The organism is Geodermatophilus maliterrae, from assembly GCF_041018925.1.
GTDB classification, from domain to species: domain Bacteria; phylum Actinomycetota; class Actinomycetes; order Mycobacteriales; family Geodermatophilaceae; genus Geodermatophilus; species Geodermatophilus maliterrae.
On record NZ_JBFNXQ010000062.1, the window covers coordinates 1 to 14,941 of the forward strand.

General features: G+C 74.4%; 17 protein-coding genes. 12 read left to right on the forward strand and 5 right to left on the reverse strand.

Going from position 1 to position 14,941, the window contains the following annotated elements; genetic code table 11:
* The first annotated feature begins 7 nt into the window (after positions 1-7).
* The 3 genes from ABQ292_RS17550 (at position 8) to ABQ292_RS17560 (ending at position 2,283) form a co-directional block, all read left to right on the forward strand.
* Positions 8-127: an SDR family oxidoreductase gene (locus tag ABQ292_RS17550; protein WP_369205967.1), complete on the forward strand. Its 120-nt coding sequence runs from the start codon at positions 8-10 to the stop codon at positions 125-127.
* A 172-nt stretch (positions 128-299) separates the two neighbouring features.
* On the forward strand, positions 300-1,169 hold the full coding sequence (locus tag ABQ292_RS17555; RefSeq protein WP_369208735.1) for a patatin-like phospholipase family protein: 870 nt from the start codon (positions 300-302) through the stop codon (positions 1,167-1,169).
* Position 1,170: 1 nt separating this feature from the next.
* Entirely contained in the window at positions 1,171-2,283 is a 1,113-nt protein-coding gene (locus tag ABQ292_RS17560) for a lysophospholipid acyltransferase family protein (protein ID WP_369208737.1), read from the forward strand.
* Here ABQ292_RS17560 and ABQ292_RS17565 read toward each other — a convergent pair.
* Complete coding sequence (locus ABQ292_RS17565; protein ID WP_369208739.1) at positions 2,278-2,706, reverse strand: ATP-binding protein; 429 nt, start codon at positions 2,704-2,706, stop codon at positions 2,278-2,280. The two genes, ABQ292_RS17560 and ABQ292_RS17565, sit on opposite strands and share 6 nt — an antisense overlap.
* Positions 2,707-2,958: 252 nt before the next feature.
* On the opposite strand from ABQ292_RS17565, the gene ABQ292_RS17570 reads away from it, so the two are divergent.
* Genes ABQ292_RS17570 through ABQ292_RS17580 form a run of 3 tightly spaced genes read left to right on the forward strand, consistent with a single transcriptional unit; the run spans position 2,959 to position 4,107 of the window.
* Positions 2,959-3,249: a hypothetical protein gene (locus ABQ292_RS17570; protein WP_369208741.1), complete on the forward strand. Its 291-nt coding sequence runs from the start codon at positions 2,959-2,961 to the stop codon at positions 3,247-3,249.
* Complete coding sequence (locus ABQ292_RS17575; protein ID WP_369208743.1) at positions 3,242-3,520, forward strand: SH3-like domain-containing protein; 279 nt, start codon at positions 3,242-3,244, stop codon at positions 3,518-3,520. The genes ABQ292_RS17570 and ABQ292_RS17575 overlap by 8 nt, the downstream gene beginning before the upstream one ends.
* Positions 3,517-4,107 carry a nitrile hydratase subunit alpha gene (locus ABQ292_RS17580; protein ID WP_369208745.1) on the forward strand — a complete coding sequence of 197 codons (591 nt, stop codon included), beginning with the start codon at positions 3,517-3,519 and terminating at the stop codon, positions 4,105-4,107. The genes ABQ292_RS17575 and ABQ292_RS17580 overlap by 4 nt, the downstream gene beginning before the upstream one ends.
* A 68-nt stretch (positions 4,108-4,175) precedes the next feature.
* Here ABQ292_RS17580 and ABQ292_RS17585 read toward each other — a convergent pair whose 3' ends face one another.
* Both ABQ292_RS17585 and ABQ292_RS17590 read right to left on the reverse strand, forming a co-directional pair.
* Positions 4,176-5,042 carry an amidohydrolase family protein gene (locus ABQ292_RS17585; RefSeq protein WP_369208797.1) on the reverse strand — a complete coding sequence of 289 codons (867 nt, stop codon included), beginning with the start codon at positions 5,040-5,042 and terminating at the stop codon, positions 4,176-4,178.
* A gap of 127 nt (positions 5,043-5,169) precedes the next feature.
* The gene (locus tag ABQ292_RS17590) at positions 5,170-5,745 is read right to left on the reverse strand and encodes a helix-turn-helix domain-containing protein (protein WP_369208747.1); all 576 of its coding nucleotides are present in this window, start codon (positions 5,743-5,745) and stop codon (positions 5,170-5,172) included.
* 86 nt (positions 5,746-5,831) lie between these two features.
* On the opposite strand from ABQ292_RS17590, the gene ABQ292_RS17595 reads away from it, so the two are divergent.
* Positions 5,832-7,652: a feruloyl-CoA synthase gene (locus ABQ292_RS17595; protein WP_369208749.1), complete on the forward strand. Its 1,821-nt coding sequence runs from the start codon at positions 5,832-5,834 to the stop codon at positions 7,650-7,652.
* A 21-nt stretch (positions 7,653-7,673) separates the two neighbouring features.
* Here the strand turns inward: ABQ292_RS17595 and zwf are convergent, their stop codons facing one another.
* Entirely contained in the window at positions 7,674-9,164 is a 1,491-nt protein-coding gene (gene zwf, locus ABQ292_RS17600; protein WP_369208751.1) for a glucose-6-phosphate dehydrogenase, read from the reverse strand.
* A 404-nt stretch (positions 9,165-9,568) separates the two neighbouring features.
* On the opposite strand from zwf, the gene ABQ292_RS17605 reads away from it, so the two are divergent.
* The 4 genes from ABQ292_RS17605 (at position 9,569) to srmL (ending at position 13,453) form a co-directional block, all read left to right on the forward strand.
* The gene (locus ABQ292_RS17605) at positions 9,569-10,096 is read left to right on the forward strand and encodes a BCCT family transporter (RefSeq protein ID WP_369208753.1); all 528 of its coding nucleotides are present in this window, start codon (positions 9,569-9,571) and stop codon (positions 10,094-10,096) included.
* Positions 10,097-10,153: 57 nt separating this feature from the next.
* Complete coding sequence (locus ABQ292_RS17610; RefSeq protein ID WP_369208755.1) at positions 10,154-10,678, forward strand: dihydrofolate reductase family protein; 525 nt, start codon at positions 10,154-10,156, stop codon at positions 10,676-10,678.
* A gap of 146 nt (positions 10,679-10,824) precedes the next feature.
* Complete coding sequence (locus ABQ292_RS17615) at positions 10,825-12,012, forward strand: hypothetical protein (RefSeq protein WP_369208757.1); 1,188 nt, start codon at positions 10,825-10,827, stop codon at positions 12,010-12,012.
* 283 nt (positions 12,013-12,295) lie between these two features.
* Positions 12,296-13,453: a PheS-related mystery ligase SrmL gene (gene srmL, locus ABQ292_RS17620; RefSeq protein ID WP_369208759.1), complete on the forward strand. Its 1,158-nt coding sequence runs from the start codon at positions 12,296-12,298 to the stop codon at positions 13,451-13,453.
* On the opposite strand, the gene ABQ292_RS17625 is transcribed toward srmL, so the two are convergent.
* Positions 13,401-14,393: a helix-turn-helix transcriptional regulator gene (locus ABQ292_RS17625; protein ID WP_369208761.1), complete on the reverse strand. Its 993-nt coding sequence runs from the start codon at positions 14,391-14,393 to the stop codon at positions 13,401-13,403. The genes srmL and ABQ292_RS17625 overlap by 53 nt on opposite strands.
* A 63-nt stretch (positions 14,394-14,456) precedes the next feature.
* On the opposite strand from ABQ292_RS17625, the gene ABQ292_RS17630 reads away from it, so the two are divergent.
* Positions 14,457-14,912, forward strand: coding sequence for a VOC family protein (locus ABQ292_RS17630; RefSeq protein ID WP_369208763.1), 456 nt, complete (start codon positions 14,457-14,459; stop codon positions 14,910-14,912).
* Positions 14,913-14,941: the final 29 nt, after the last annotated feature.

Genomic DNA, 14,941 nt, shown 5'->3' on the forward strand with positions numbered 1-14,941 from the left:
CATCCCCGTGGGGCGCAACGGCAACGTCAACGACGTCGCCGACCTGATCACCTATCTCTGCCGGGAGGAGACCGGCTACGTCACCGGCGTCACCTACGACGTCAACGGCGGCTCGCACATCCACTGAGTAAGGACCCCCCTGCCCCCCACCGTGGCCCCGTCCTCCCCGCCCTTCGCAAGCTGAGGGGCGGTGCCCGGGACGGGGCCACGGTGGGACCCTGCAGGGGGCCTCTCAGCGCTCCGCGGGGTCGTCCGGCCTCGGGCTGCTCGCGTCCCGCCACGGGTGACACGATGCGGCCATGGGGTCGCCAGGGGTGCCGGCCGGGCGGGGCGGCACGGCGTTCGTCCTCGGTGGCGGGGGAGTGCTCGGCGCGGCGGAGGTGGGGATGCTGCAGGCGTTGGTCGAGCACGGCGTCCGCCCCGACCTGGTCGTGGGCACGTCGGTGGGCGCGATCAACGGCGCGCTCGTCGCCGCCGACCCGGCGCCGGGCGCGGTGGACCGGCTGCGCGGCGTGTGGGAGGAGATGGCCTCCCAGCGGATCTTCGCCGGGTCCGTGGTGGGCCGCCTGGGCACCCTGGTGCGGACCCGCACGCACCTCCACCCGCGCGAGCCGCTGCGGGACCTGCTCGAGGCCTCCCTGCCGGTGCGGACCTTCGCCGGGCTGCAGGTCCCGTTCCAGTGCGTCGCGGCCAGCATCGAGCGGGCTGCCGAGCGCTGGTTCACCGACGGGGACCTGGTCGAGGCGGTGCTCGCCTCCTGCGCCGTCCCCGGGTTGCTGCCGGCCGTGGAGATCGACGGCGAGCACTTCCTGGACGGGGGGCTGGTGCACAGCATCCCGGTCGGCCGGGCGGTCGCGCTCGGTGCCGACACGATCTACGTGCTGCACGTCGGGCGGATCGACCGTCCGCTGCGGCCCCCGACCCGGCCGTGGGAGGTGGCGACGGTCGCCTTCGAGATCGCCCGCCGGCACCGGTTCGCCGCGGACATGGCAGAGCTCCCACCCGGGGTCACGGTGCACGTGCTGCCCGCCGGTGACCCGGATCCGCCGGGGGCCGCCAACCTGCGCTACCGCGACTTCTCCGCCGTGCCCGCCCGGATCGAACGGGCGTACGTCGCGGCCCGCGACCACCTGGACCGGATCACCGCATCCGGGGACGGGAGAGCCTGAGGTGTTGCCACCCCGCCGCGTGCGCCGGGTCGCCGGTCTGCTCCTCGTCGGTGCACTGGCGGCCGCGGTCGTCCTGCTGCCCGTGCTCGTGGTCGTGGCGGTGGTCGTCTCGGTGTGGCTGCCGGGGCGCTGGCGCGGGCTGCGGCTGCTGTCCTTCGCGCTGGTGTACCTCGCGCTGGAGGTGGCCGGGCTGGCGGCCGCGGGGGTGCTGTGGGTGCTCAGCGGCTTCGGGCGCCGGCTGGACACCCCGGCGTCGCGGGCGGCCCACTACACCGTGCTGCGCCTGCTGCTCGACGCGCTGATGCGGACGGCGCAGCGGCTGTTCGCACTGCGGCTGGTCACCGACGGCACGTCCTGGTCGCCGCTGGACGACGGGGTGCCCGGCTCGACCAACGCCATGGTCGTGCTGTCCCGGCACGCCGGTCCGGGCGACTCGTTCCTCCTCGTGCACACGCTGATGAACCGGGACCACCTGCGCCAGCCGCGGATCGTGCTCAAGGACGTGCTGCAGCTGGACCCGTTGATCGACGTCTACCTCAACCGGCTGCCCAACCACTTCGTCTCGGCCGACCCGGCGGTGGGGTACGGCTCGGAGGAGGCGATCGCCGACCTGGCCCGCGACCTGGGGGAGGAGGACGCCCTGCTGATCTTCCCCGAGGGTGCGAACTTCACCCCGCGGCGCCGCACGCGCGCCATCCAGCGGCTGCGCGACCGGGGGCTGGCGTCCGCGGTGCGCCGGGCCGAGGCGATGCGGCACGTGCTGCCCCCGCGCCCGGCCGGGGTCACCGCGGCGCTGCGGGCGGCCCCGCACGCCGACGTCGTCCTCGTCGCGCACACCGGGCTGGAGCACCTGAGCACGGTGCGGGACGTGTGGCGGGGCCTGCCCATGGACAAGACCCTGCACCTGCGCTGGTGGTTCGTCCCGGCCGCGGAGGTGCCGCGGGACGAGGCCCAGCTGACCGACTGGCTCTACCGGTGGTGGGAGACCATCGACGAGTGGATCACCACCACCTCGGTCGCGGCCCGGCCGGCGCAGGGCGTCCGGCGGACCGGGACGCCGGGCGGACCCGGCGCGGCCGGCAGGGACGACCCGGGTGTCGCTCGTCCCTCATGACCCCGATCGGCGACTGCGGATGGCCACCGTGGTGCCGTGCTCGCCCGGGGTGACCGTGGTGTCGGCCAGGGCGCACATCATCGCCAGCCCGCGTCCCCGGTAGGAGTCGGGCACGGGTGGGCGCCACCGCCCGTGGTCCCGGACGAGGATGGTCACCACCCCGCCGGCGAACTCGACGCAGACGTCGAAGAACGGCTGACTCGGGGGCGAGTGCTCCACGGCGTTGATGGCGGCCTCGGACGCGGCGAGGACCAGGTCCTCGATCTCGTCGGAGGACAGCCCCGTCCCGTCGAGGAGGTGCCGCAGCTTCCGGCGGGTCGAGGGCACCGAGCTGACGACGCCGGGAGACCGCCACTGCCAGCGGCGGCCGGCGGGCGTCGGCCCGGTGTGCGTCGGCCCGGTGTGCGCCTGCGGCGGGGTCACCACGGGGAACGCTCGGCAGGTGTCACGCCGGACCCGGCGGGAGGTGATGCAGCACGGCCAGCTTCCAGGGGTCGCGGTCGCCGGGTCCGGGACGACCATGCTGAGCAGAGGGAACGCTCGGTCCCGCCGGGGCTACCCACTCGACACCGCCGGGACACACCGGGCGCGTTCCGGATCCGTCGCCGGCCGTCGTGCGCCGACGAGCGGGACGTCGTCCGTGCGGCGCCGGGTGCGGGACGGTAGGAAGCAGTGGTGAGCCGCATCAACGACGTCGGTGGGATGTCCGGGTTCCCGCCGATCGTCGAGGAGCCCGACGAGCCGCCGTTCCACGCCGACTGGGAGGCCCACGTCCTCGCGCTCAACGGCGCGCTGATCAGGGCGGGTGTCTACGACCTGGACGAGTTCCGCGACGCGATCGAGCGGATGCCACCGGAGCAGTACCTCGCCGCCTCGTACTACGAGCGCTGGTTCACCGCGATCACCACGCTGCTGGTCGAGAAGGGCGTGGCGGCGCCGGACGAGCTGGCCCTGCCCCGTGACTGACCTCGCTCCCGGTGTGCGGGTGCGCACCCGCACGATCGACCCCGAGGGCCACACCCGGCTGCCCCGGTACGCGCGCGGCGCCATCGGCGTCCTGGTGGAGCAGGCAGGCGCGCACCCGCTGGCCGACGACCGGGCCCGCGGCCGCGGCGGCGCGGCGCAGCCGGTGTGGCACGTGCGGTTCGCCGCCGCCGACCTGTTCGGCTCCGGGGACCACACGGTGACGGTGGAGCTGTGGGCCGACTACCTGACCCCGATCGAGGAGGACGCGTGAGCGGCGACCACACGAGCTCGCTCATCTCGGCGCGGGTGCGCCACGTCGAGGCCCTGCTCGAGCGCCGCGGGGTGCTCGGCGACGGCGAGATCGACCGCCGGATCGACGAGTTCCTCGCCGGTGGCTCACCGGCCAACGGCGCCCGGATCGCCGCCCGCGCGTGGGTCGACCCGGGCTTCGCCGAACGGCTGCTGACGGACGCGAACGACGCGATCGGCGAGGTCGGGCTCTCGATGGCCGGAGGTCTGCAGGAGCAGCGGCTGAAGGTGGTCGCCAACACGGCCGACGAGCACAACGTCGTCGTCTGCACGCTGTGCTCCTGCTACCCGATCGCGCTGCTCGGCCCCTCGCCCGGCTGGTACAAGAGCGAGGCCTACCGCTCGCGGGTGGTGCGGGACCCGCGAGGCGTGCTGCGGGACCTCGGGTTCGAGCTGCCGGAGGGGACGCGGATCTCGGTGTGGGACGCCAGTGCCGAGTCGCGGTACATGGTGGTGCCGCGCCGCCCTGCGGGCACCGGGCGTCTCTCGGAGGAGCAGCTCGCGGGCCTGGTCACCCGCAAGGGACTCATCGGCACCGCCGTCGTCTGAGCCCCCGTGGGTCGGCGGCACCACCCGCGACGGACGCCGCCGGCGGGGGTCGCGGCGGAGCGGGCGGCTCAGCGCCGCAGGCCGAGGGCGCGGATCGCGTTCTCCTTCATGATCAGGGGCCGGACCTCGTCCTTGATGTCGAGGGCCGCGAAGTCGCGGATCCAGCGCTCGGGCCGCAGCAGGGGGTAGTCCGAGCCGAAGAGCACCTTGGTCCTGAGCAGGGTGTTGGCGGCGCGGACGAGCTGGGGCGGGAAGTACTTCGGCGACCAGCCGGAGAGGTCGATGTAGACGTTGGCCTTGTGCTGGGCGACGGCGATCGCGGCGTCCTGCCAGGGCACCGAGGGGTGGGCCATGACGATCGTGAGCCCGGGGAAGTCGGCGGCGACGTCGTCGAGCAGCATCGGGTCGGAGTAGCGCAGCTTGATCCCGCGGCCACCCGGGAGCCCGGAGCCGATGCCGGTCTGGCCGGTGTGGAACAGCGCCGGCACCCCGAGGGACTCGAGCTCCGCGTACAGGCGGTAGTGCCGGCGGTCGTTGGGCTCGAAGGCCTGGATCGAGGGGTGGAACTTGAAGCCGCGGACGCCGTGGTCCTCCACCAGCCGGCGGGCGGTGCGGATCCCGGCGACGCCGCGGGCGGGGTCGATCGAGGCGAACGGGACGAGCACGTCGGGGTGCTCCGCGGCGGCCTCGGCGATCTCCTCGTTGGACAGCGTCGGGTGGCCGGTGGCCGGCTCGCTGTCGACGGTGAAGACCACCGCGGCCATCTGCCGGGCCCGGTAGTCCTCGGCGATCTGCGGGACGGTCGGGTGGTACGGCTCGCCCTTGAAGTACGCAGCGGCGGCATCGAGCAGCTCGTCGTCCATCGCGAGGTGCCCGTGCAGGTCCTGCTCGACGTGCACGTGGACGTCGACGGCCACCAGGGCGTCGAGGTCCAGACCGCTCACCTCGGGACTCCGGCAGCGGCGACCGCGTCGGTCAGGTCCACGGGGACTCCTCGGGGTGCGGGGGGAGCGCTGGCGCGGCCGAGGCTAGGGGCAGCCGGGTGTCCGGGGCCGCCCGGGGTCACTGCGGCGGGAACTGCGTCACGCGCGGGACGGTCGTCACGACGTGGACGACGGCGGGGCCGGCCGAGGCGGCCAGGACGTGCGGGACGTGCGGGACGTCGGTGGGGAAGCGGATGAGGTCGCCGGCGCCCAGCCGGTGCCGGTCGTCCAGCGGTCCGGCCAGCACCCGGCCGGAGACGACGTAGACGTGCAGGAGCGTCCCCGGCGGGAAGGGTGCCGGCGGGGCGGCCCGCCCCGGCAGCTCGACCACGGCGGTGGCCACCTCGCTGGTGCCGGAGATCTCGCCGAGCTCCCGGCGGCGTCCGCCGGGCCGCTCGGCCCACGCGGCGTCGCCGGCACGCCGGACCACCACCGGACTGCCCCACTCGGCCAGCAGCGACGGGGCGCCGACGCCGAGGGCCCGGGCCACCGCGAGCAGCGTCTCCACCGTCGGGTTGCCCCGGCCGCCCTCCAGGTCGGCCGGCGTCTGCTCGGCCAGGCCCGCCTGCCGGGCGAGCCCGCCGAGGCTCAGCTGCCGCTCGGTGCGCAGCCGCCGGACGTTGCGGCCACCACGTCGACAGCACTCACCGTCCATCGTGTCGGACGGCCGTCCACCTTGACCCCGGTGTTCGCCGCGTGGGGCAATGACCCGCGTCACCACCTGCTCCAGGGGGTCGCCCGATGTACAGCACCGACGTAGCACCTGCCGGCGGCCGGCCGACGAGCGCGCCCACCTTCGCCGTTCCGCACGTCGAGTCCGAGCCGACGGCGGACGGCCGGCTGCTGATCCGCTCGACCGATCCCCTCGGCGAGCACCCGGTGAGCGTCGTCCACTCGTTCCGGGCCCACAGCGAGGCCCACCCCGACCGGCTGCTGGTCGCGGAGCGGGTGGGCGGGAACTGGGCGCGGCTGACCTGGGGCGAGGCCCGTGAGCAGGCCGACCGGCTCGCGCAGGGGCTGCTCGACCGGGGTCTGGCCGACCGCCCGGTGCTGGTGCTGTCGGGCAACAGCCGGCTGCACCTCGTCGTCACGCTGGCGGCGATGACGGTCGGTGCCCCGGTGGTGCCCACCAGCGTCGCCTACTCCCTGCAGAGCGCCGACCACGCGAAGCTGCGCACGATGGCCGACCTGGTCGAGCCCGGCCTGGTCGTGGCCGAGGACGCGTCCTTCGCGCAGGCGGTCGTCGCCGTGGGGGAGGGGCGCACGGTGCTGAGCGCGGGCGGCGACGTGCCGGAGTCCGTCCCCGTCGCCGACCTCGGCGCCGCCCCCACCGCCGAGGTCGACCGCCGGTGCGCGGCGCTGGGCCGCGACGACGTCGCCAAGGTCCTGTTCACCTCCGGCTCGACCGGCACGCCCAAGGGGGTGCTGTGCACCCACGGGATGCTGTCGGCCAACCAGCAGCAGATCCGGCAGATCTGGCCGTTCCTCACCGAGGAGCCCCCGGTGCTCCTGGACTGGCTGCCGTGGAGCCACACCTTCGGCGGCAACCACGACGTCAACATGGTGCTGGCCAACGGCGGCACGCTGTGGATCGACGACGGCCGGCCGGCGCCGGGACTGGTCGAGCGGACGGTGCGCAACCTCGCCGACGCCCGGCCCACCGTGTACCTCAACGTGCCGGCCGGCTACGCCACGCTGCTCCCGCACCTCGAGCGCGACCCCGCCGCGGCCGAGGCGTTCTTCTCGCGCCTGCGGCTGGGCTTCTTCGCCGCCGCCGCGCTGCCGCAGCAGCTGTGGGACCGCATCGAGGGGCTCGCCGCCGGCGCCGGCGCCGGCATGCGGATGACCACCTCGTGGGGCCTGACCGAGACCGCACCCGCCGCGACCTCGGCGCACTTCCCCATCACCCGCAGCGACGTCCTGGGGGTGCCGCTGCCCGGCGTCGAGCTGGCGCTCGTGCCGGTGGGGGAGAAGACCGAGGTCCGGGTCCGCGGTGCGAACGTCACCCCGGGCTACCACCGGCGCCCCGACCTCACCGCCGCCGCCTTCGACGAGCACGGCTTCCTCCGCACCGGCGACGCCGTCGCGCTCGCCGACCCGGACGACGTCGCGGCCGGGCTGGTCTTCCGCGGCCGCATCGCCGAGGACTTCAAGCTCTCGACCGGCACCTTCGTCAGCGTGGGCACGCTGCGCCCGAAGCTGCTGTCGGCATCGCACGGCCTGCTCACCGACGCGGTGGTCTGCGGCCAGGACGGCGACTGCGTCACCGCCCTGGCCTGGCTGCACCCCGACCACGCCGGCCGGGTGGACGGGAACGGCGTCCCCGAGGAGTCGCTGCGCCGGGAGCTGGCCGCGACGATGGCCCGGCTGGCCGCCGAGGGCGGCGGCTCCTCCCAGTGCGTCGAGCGGCTGCTCGTCCTCACCGAGCCCGCCCAGCTCGACGCCGGGGAGATCACCGACAAGGGCTACGTCAACCAGGCCGCCGTCCGCGACCGCCGCGCCGACCTGGTGGCGCTGCTGACCGCCGACCCCGTGCCACCGCGGGTCGTCGTCCGCGGCTGAGCGACCGGGCGGCGCCGGGCGTCAGGGCAGGCGCCGCCAGCGGCGGCCGTCGCGGGCGGCGAGGGCGTCGGCCTCCGCCGGCCCCCAGGTCGCCGCCTGGTACAGCGGGATCGGCCGGCTGTCCTGGCTCCAGTACCGCAGCACCGGGTCGACGATCCGCCAGGACCGGCCGACCTCGTCGGCGCGGATGAACAGGGTCGGGTCGCCGATGAGCGCGTCGAGGATGACCCGCTCGTAGGCGTCGATCGACTCCTGCTCGAAGCTCTCGTAGGAGAAGTCCATCGAGGCCTTCTGCACCCGGAAGGCGTGGCCGGGCACCTTGGCGCCGAAGCGCAGGCTCAGCCCCTCGTCGGGCTGGATCCGCACGACGAGCGCGTCGGGCTCCAGGCCGGCCTCGGAGCCGGGGAACAGCGGCAGCTGCGGTGGCCGGTGGAACTCCATGGCCACCTCGGTGACGCGGGCGGGCAGCCGCTTGCCGGTGCGCACGTAGACGGGGACGCCGTTCCAGCGCCAGTTGGAGATGTCCAGGCGCAGCGCCACGAACGTCTCGGTGGAGCTGAGCGGGTCGACGCCGGACTCCTCCCGGTACCCCGGCATGAGGTCCTCGCGCGTGCCGCCGCGGGTGTACTGGCCGCGGACGGCGTTGGCGGCGATGTCGGCCTCCTCGTCGAGGGGGCGGATGGCGCGCAGGAGCTTGACCTTCTCGTCCCGGATCGCCTCCGGGTGGAAGGAGGTCGGCGGCTCCATGAGGAACAGCGACAGGACCTGCAGCACGTGGTTCTGCACGATGTCGCGCATCGCCCCGGTCGTCTCGTAGAAGCCGCCGCGGTCACCCACGCCCAGCGTCTCGGCGACGGTGATCTGCACGTTGTCCACCCAGGTCCGGTTCCAGATCGGCTCGAAGACCGAGTTGGCGAACCGCAGGGCCAGCAGGTTCTGCACCGTCTCCTTGGCCAGGTAGTGGTCGATGCGGAAGATCTGGTCCTCGCCGAACGAGGAGGAGAGGTCGGCGTAGAGGTCGCGGGCGCTGTCCTCGTCCCAGCCGAACGGCTTCTCGATGACCGCGCGGACGAAGCCGTCACCGTCGGCCTGGCTCATGCCGGCCTTGCCGAGGCTGAGGGCGATCGGGCTGAACAGCCGCGGCGGCACCGAGAAGTAGTGGACACGGTTGCCCCCCGTCCCGTGGTCGCGGTCGCACTCGGCGAGCACCTCGGACAGCCGCTGGTAGGTCGCCGGGTCGTCGTACCCACCGTGCACGTAGCGGACCGTGTCGGTGAGCTCCTGCCACCTCGGGTTGCCCTCGGCGGCGACGTGCCGCCGGCAGAGCGAGGCGAACTCGTCGTCGGTCATCGGTGTGCGCGCCACCCCGACGAGCACGAACTCGCGGGGCAGAGCGCCGTAGGCCGCGAGCCGCGACAGCGCGGGCAGCAGCTTGCGTGCGGTCAGGTCCCCCGAGGCGCCGAAGATCACCAGGCAGCACGCAGGGGACCGGCGGTCCTGATCGGTCGTCATCGCTGTGTCGGCCACCTCTCCACCGGCACCCGATGGTGGTCGGCCACGGGCCGGTGCCCAGTCTTACCGCACCGTCCGCCGCGGGCGCACGTCCTGCGGTCCGGGACGCGTGACCGCGGCACCCGGAGCGTCCGCGACAGCAGGAGAAGTTGCGGCCCGGTATCACCTCTGCTGCATATGGCGTCAGACTCTTGTTGCCCGCCGGCCCGTCTGATTCCCTTCCGCGAAACGCGATGCGGTCAGCGCAACCCCTGGGGAGCATCATGAACGAAGCAGGGCGCGAACGGGCCCCGGACCCCGGCGCGGTGAGCGCAGCCCCGGCCGGCGGGAGCCCGGATCGCACCGGCGCTCCGGGCCGGGGGAGCGCGGCGGAGCACGCCACCGTCCGGGCCCGGGACGTCTCCGTGTCCGGGACGCACCCCGCGCTCGCCGAGCCACCGCCGTGCGTGGCCGACCGGCACTGGGACGTGGACAGGGTGCTGTTCGCCGTCGCGGCGATCATGCTGATCCTCGGGGACGAGGGCGAGGCCCTGACCGGGCTGCAGAACCTCACCATCATCGCGGCGCTGCCCTTCGCGGTGGTCATGGCCGCGATGGCCGTCAGCCTGGTCAAGGACCTGCGCCGCGACCCGGTCGTCCTCCGCGGCCAGTACGCCAGCGTGGCCGTGGAGCAGGCCGTCGTCGACGGGATCAGCCGCCACGGCGACGACTTCGTCCTGACCGTCCAGTCGGCGCCGTCCGCCGGAGCGCCGCAGGACGCCGCCCGCACGACACCGCCACCGGTCCTGAGTCCCCGCCGCGAGGACGACCCACCGGCGGTCGTGCACGGCGGCACCGGACGCCGGCAGCCCGACGAGGGCCCGGGCGTCCCGGCGACGCACGACGACCGCGGGGCGCGCGTCCCCGGCCGGCCGCAGGGACCGCGCGACTAGGCCGTCACGCGGCCGCTGAGCCGGTCGTCCACCGCGCCCGACCGGACGGGGAGATCGATGGCGACGCTGCTGTACTCCGCGACCGCCTCGCTGGACGGCTTCATCGCCGGTCCCGGCGGCGACATGTCCTGGCTGACCGAGCACCTGACCGGCCCGGACCCGACGGTCGAGCGGCTCCTCGACCGGGTGGGCGCGCTCCTGGTCGGCGCGCGCACGTTCGGCGGGGACGACCCCAACCGCGGCACCGACCGCGAGGGGGCCTTCGGCGGCCGCTACCACGGACCGGTCGTCGTGCTGACCCACCGGCCGGCCGCCCAGGCGCCCCCGGGGGTGACCTTCGCCGGCGACCTGCACGACGCGGTCGCCCGGGCGAGGGCCGCCGCCGGGGACGGGTACGTCAACGTCCTCGGTGCCGACGTCGCCCGCCAGTGCATCGAGGCCGGGCTGCTCGACGAGGTCCTGCTCTTCTTCGCCCCCGTGCTGCTCGGCGACGGCGTGCGGGTCCTCGACCACCCCGGCGGCACGCAGGTGCGCCTGGAGCCCCTGCCCGGCGAGACCGCGCACTGGTACCGGGTGCGCTGAGCCGGCCGGCCACCCGGCGCGACCGGGACCCCCGCCGGTGCCGCCGGGGGTCGAGTGGGGTGACCGCTCGCACGTCCCTGTATCAGCGGTACCGGCCGTCGACTCCGTGTCATGACGGGTGTAAACCGCCCGGCGGGAGGACAGCGGTGGAACCGCACAGAGCTGCGAACGCCTGGCCGGGACGGCAGGGGAACGGGAACGGGGCGCGGCCGCCGCGCGACGGGGACGACCACGGACTCCCGGACCGTCACGGCGCCCCCTGCCTCGACGACCTCATCCAGGCACACCACGAGCGCAGGGTCACCGGCGCGAGGGGGGACTTCGCGAGGCTGCTCGCGCAGTACCGAGGCGCAGACCGCGAGATCGTCGACCAGTACTTCGCGAGCTACGTCCACGCCGGAGCGCTGCACGTGTGCCGGAGGACCCGGTTCCACAGGCGGGCGGACTTCGAGATCCGCATGAAGTACCCCGGGGAGAAGGTCGCCGTCGTGCAACCCGCGTTCGAGGCCGCGCTCTGGCGAGCACGCGCCATGGAACGGCAGTCGGCGCTCGTCGTGGCGGGGCGTCCCCGCCGTCTGCTCCTCGAGATGCTCTTCTCGATCATCGTGTACCTGCTCGGGGTGCTGGACTCCCTCGAGGCCGCGGGGCACGGGGAGCGGGACATCGAGGAGCCTCGTCGTGTGCACCGCATCGAGAAGGCCGTGCGGATCGCACAGCGGGAACTGACGCGTCTGCAGCACTTCGTGGACCGGGCTGCGATCAGGTCCGCGCTCAGGTACTACGTGCTGGGTGTGTTCATCGGTGGGGTCGCCGTGTCGGCCTCGGCGTGGACGACCAGCCGGATACCGATGTTCGAGCAGACAGCGACACAGGACCTGGTCCGCGCGATCGCCGCTGGGGGACTGGGTGCCGTGATCAGCGTGATGATCCGGATCAGCCACGGCCAGCGGCTCGACGTCGACACCACGCAGGACAACGTCATGACCTGCGTGGCCGGCGGCTTCCGCCCGCTCATCGGCGGGGCGCTCGGCGTGGCGCTGTACGTCCTGTTGCAGGCCGGCCTCACTCCCCTCGAGATCCCGGAAGAGGCCAACGACGCCTCGTACTTCTTCACGGCCATCGCCTTCCTGGCGGGCTTCAGTGAGCGCTGGGCCCAGGACGCCATCGTCCGGAGCACACCCCTGCACGTGTCCGCGAGCCCTTCGCGCAGCCCGTCGACGAGCACGCCGCTCTCCTCCGAGGACACGGACGGGGCCGTCACGCCCCCGACCCACGACCACCGGCCACGGCGGTCGAGAGCGCGTCCGACGACCGGGCACGGCACGATCACCTGAGCTCCGGGACAGGACCTCACCTGCGGATCTCGATCGTCGCCCACCCGCCCAGCCCCCGCCGGGCACACCAGGCGGAGACGTAATGCGGTGGAGACGGGTCCGACCTCGCCGATACGCTCGCATCGTGACCAGCACGGCGCAGCGATTCAGCCGCCCCGGGACCGTCCGGGCGCGGCTCGCCGTGCGCTGACCTGAGCACTCCTCGCAGCGCGGAGGCCACACCCCGGGCGATCCCGGGGCGTGCGTCGCTCCCGCACACCTCCCGCTCCCCTGCGAGGTCCCCGTGTCCACCGTCGTCCACCCTGCCCTGACCCTGCGCGACCTGAGCGACCCGTCCGCGGGGCCGCACGCCGTCCAGCACGTCGTCGACCGGCTCGAGGCCGCACTCACCGACCTCTGGGGGCTGCCGGTGCGCCGGGACCCCGGCCCCCGGATCGTGTCCGTCGCCGACAACTACGACCGGCTCCGCTACACACCCGACGCGGTCACCCGGGACCGGCGCCACACCCGCTACGTCGACGACGAGCACGTGCTCCGGTCGCACACCTCCGCCCGGGTCCCCGCGCTGCTGCGCGACCTCGCCGCCGACCCGGCCGGGGAGGTGGTGCTCAGCGTCCCGGGGATCACCTACCGCCGCGACGTCATCGACCGGCACCACGTCGGCGAACCCCACCAGATCGACCTGTGGCGCATCCGTCCGGGCGGCGAGCCGCTCGCCGAGGACGACCTGGTGGAGATGATCCGTGCGGTCGTGCAGGCGGTGCTGCCCGGTGCCGGCTGGCGCAGCCCGGCCAGCCTCCATCCGTACACGCTCGCCGGACGGGAGATCCTCGCGGCCGTCGGCGGCGTCGAGATCGAGGTCGGCGAGTGCGGACTGGCTCACCCCGGGGTGCTCGCCGCCGCCGGACTCCCGCGCGCGGCCAGCGGCCTGGCCATGGGGCTGGGCCTGGACCGGCTGGTCATGCTCGCCAAGGGCATGGACGACATCCGGCTGCTGCGCTCGGCCGATCCCCGGATCGCGTCCCAGATGCTCGACCTGGCCCCGTACCGACCGGTGTCGGCGCAGCCGGCGGCCCGCCGCGACATCTCCGTCGCCGTGTCGGCCGACGTGGACGCAGAACTGCTCGGCGACCGGATCCGCGCTGCGCTCGGCTCCGCCGCCGACGCAGTGGAGGGGGTGCTGGTGCTGTCCGAGACCGGCCACGCCGACCTGCCCGCGGTGGCCCGGGACCGGCTGGGCGTGCAGCCGGGGCAGAAGAACGTGCTGCTCCGGCTGATCCTGCGGCATCCGGACCGGACGCTGACCGCCACCGAGGCCAACGCGCTGAGGGACCGGATCCACGTCGCCGTGCACGAGGGGTCGGCACCACCTCGGTCGGGGCCGCGGGTCACCGGCCGGCCCGGTCGTAGCGGCGGGAGAGGGAGCGGCAGGCGTCCCTGAGCCCGGCGGGCCGCACGTCGGCGAAGTCGGCGTCGAAGGTGGCGAGCAGGCCGGCGATGCCGGCCCAGGACCACGCGCCGAGTGTGATGCGGGTCCGGGTGGCGTCGACGTACTCGACGACGGAGCCGCCCGGGGCCCAGCGGGCGACGACGTCGGCCGGCAGGTCCATCACGACGCTGCCGGTGCACTGCCACCGGGCGGGCGTGTCCCCCCGGTCGCAGGTGGTCATGACGTACCGCGCGACGTCGGACCCGGGGAGCCGGCGAGGCCGGAACCCGGCTCCGGTGGGGGCGTGCGCGTGGATGCGGTCGACGCGGTAGATCCGCCAGGCCTCCTCGGGGACGACGTAGGCCACGAGGTACCAGCGTCCGGCCCACACGACGAGGTGGTGGGGTTCGGCCCGCACCGGCGGCGTGAAGTCGGGATCACCCGGGTCGGGCCGGCGGCCGTCGGGGGTGCGGTGGTCGAAGCGCAGCAGGTGCCGGTTGCGGACGGCGTGGCCCACCGCCCTGAGGGTGTCCGGGGGAATCGGCGGGGCGGGGAACTCCCAGGAGTTGGGGATGGTGGTCAGGTGCATCGCGTCGACCTCGGCGCGCAGGCGCGCCGGCATCACCTGCCTGATGCTGGTGAGGGCGCGCGCCACCGCGTCGTCGATGCCCGACACGCTGGTGGGGGTCGTCTGCAGCGCCACCGCGACCGCGAGCGCCTGCTCGTCGTCGAGCAGCAGGGGCGGGAGCTCGCCGCCGGAGCCGAGTCGGTAACCCCCGTCGGGGCCCTTGAGGGTCGAGACCGGGTACCCGAGTGCCCGCAGGCTCCCGACGTCACGGCGCAGGGTGCGCGTGCTCACGCCGAGCCGCTCGGACAGCTCCTCGCCGGACCACCTCGCCCGCGCTCCCAGCAGGGACAGCACGGTCAACAGGCGCGCGGACGTGGCGGACACGTCCCAGAGACTGCGCCACGAGGCGGACACCCGGTGTCCGCTACCCCGGGCAGGGTGTCGCCCATGACCTCGTCCTCCGCTCCCAGGAGCGCAGCTGCCACCGATCGTTCCGGCTCGCGCATCGACCACCTCAACATCGGCGTCCCCGACCTCGCAGCCGCCGTCGGCTTCTACGAGCCCGTCCTCGCCGCCATCGGCATCGTGAAGATGCTCGAGATCCCGCCCGCCCCCGAGGACGACGACCGGCCGGCCATGACCGGGTTCGGCCGTGCCGACGTCAAGCCCTACTTCTGGCTCGTCGACTCGGGCACGGTCGGCACCGACGTGCACCTGGCCTTCACCGTCGACAGCCGCGAGCAGGTGCACGTCTTCCACGACGCGGCCGTGGCCGCCGGTGCCACGGTCCTGCACGCGCCCGCGGTGCACCCCGAGTACCACGCCGACTACTACGGCGGGTTCGTGCGCGACCTCGACGGCATCAACCTCGAGGCGGTGTGCCACCACCCCGAGCCCCGCTGAGCGCGCGCCCGCACCGGGGTGCGGGACCG

What these genes read in the sequence shown, in the direction of transcription:
- zwf (WP_369208751.1), bottom strand. Translation starts at nt 9,164, where the DNA reads ATGACGACCGATCAGGACCGCCGGTCCCCTGCGTGCTGCCTGGTGATC.
- ABQ292_RS17630 (WP_369208763.1), top strand. Translation starts at nt 14,457, where the DNA reads ATGACCTCGTCCTCCGCTCCCAGGAGCGCAGCTGCCACCGATCGTTCC.
- ABQ292_RS17590 (WP_369208747.1), bottom strand. Translation starts at nt 5,745, where the DNA reads ATGGACGGTGAGTGCTGTCGACGTGGTGGCCGCAACGTCCGGCGGCTG.
- ABQ292_RS17555 (WP_369208735.1), top strand. Translation starts at nt 300, where the DNA reads ATGGGGTCGCCAGGGGTGCCGGCCGGGCGGGGCGGCACGGCGTTCGTC.
- ABQ292_RS17595 (WP_369208749.1), top strand. Translation starts at nt 5,832, where the DNA reads ATGTACAGCACCGACGTAGCACCTGCCGGCGGCCGGCCGACGAGCGCG.
- ABQ292_RS17610 (WP_369208755.1), top strand. Translation starts at nt 10,154, where the DNA reads ATGGCGACGCTGCTGTACTCCGCGACCGCCTCGCTGGACGGCTTCATC.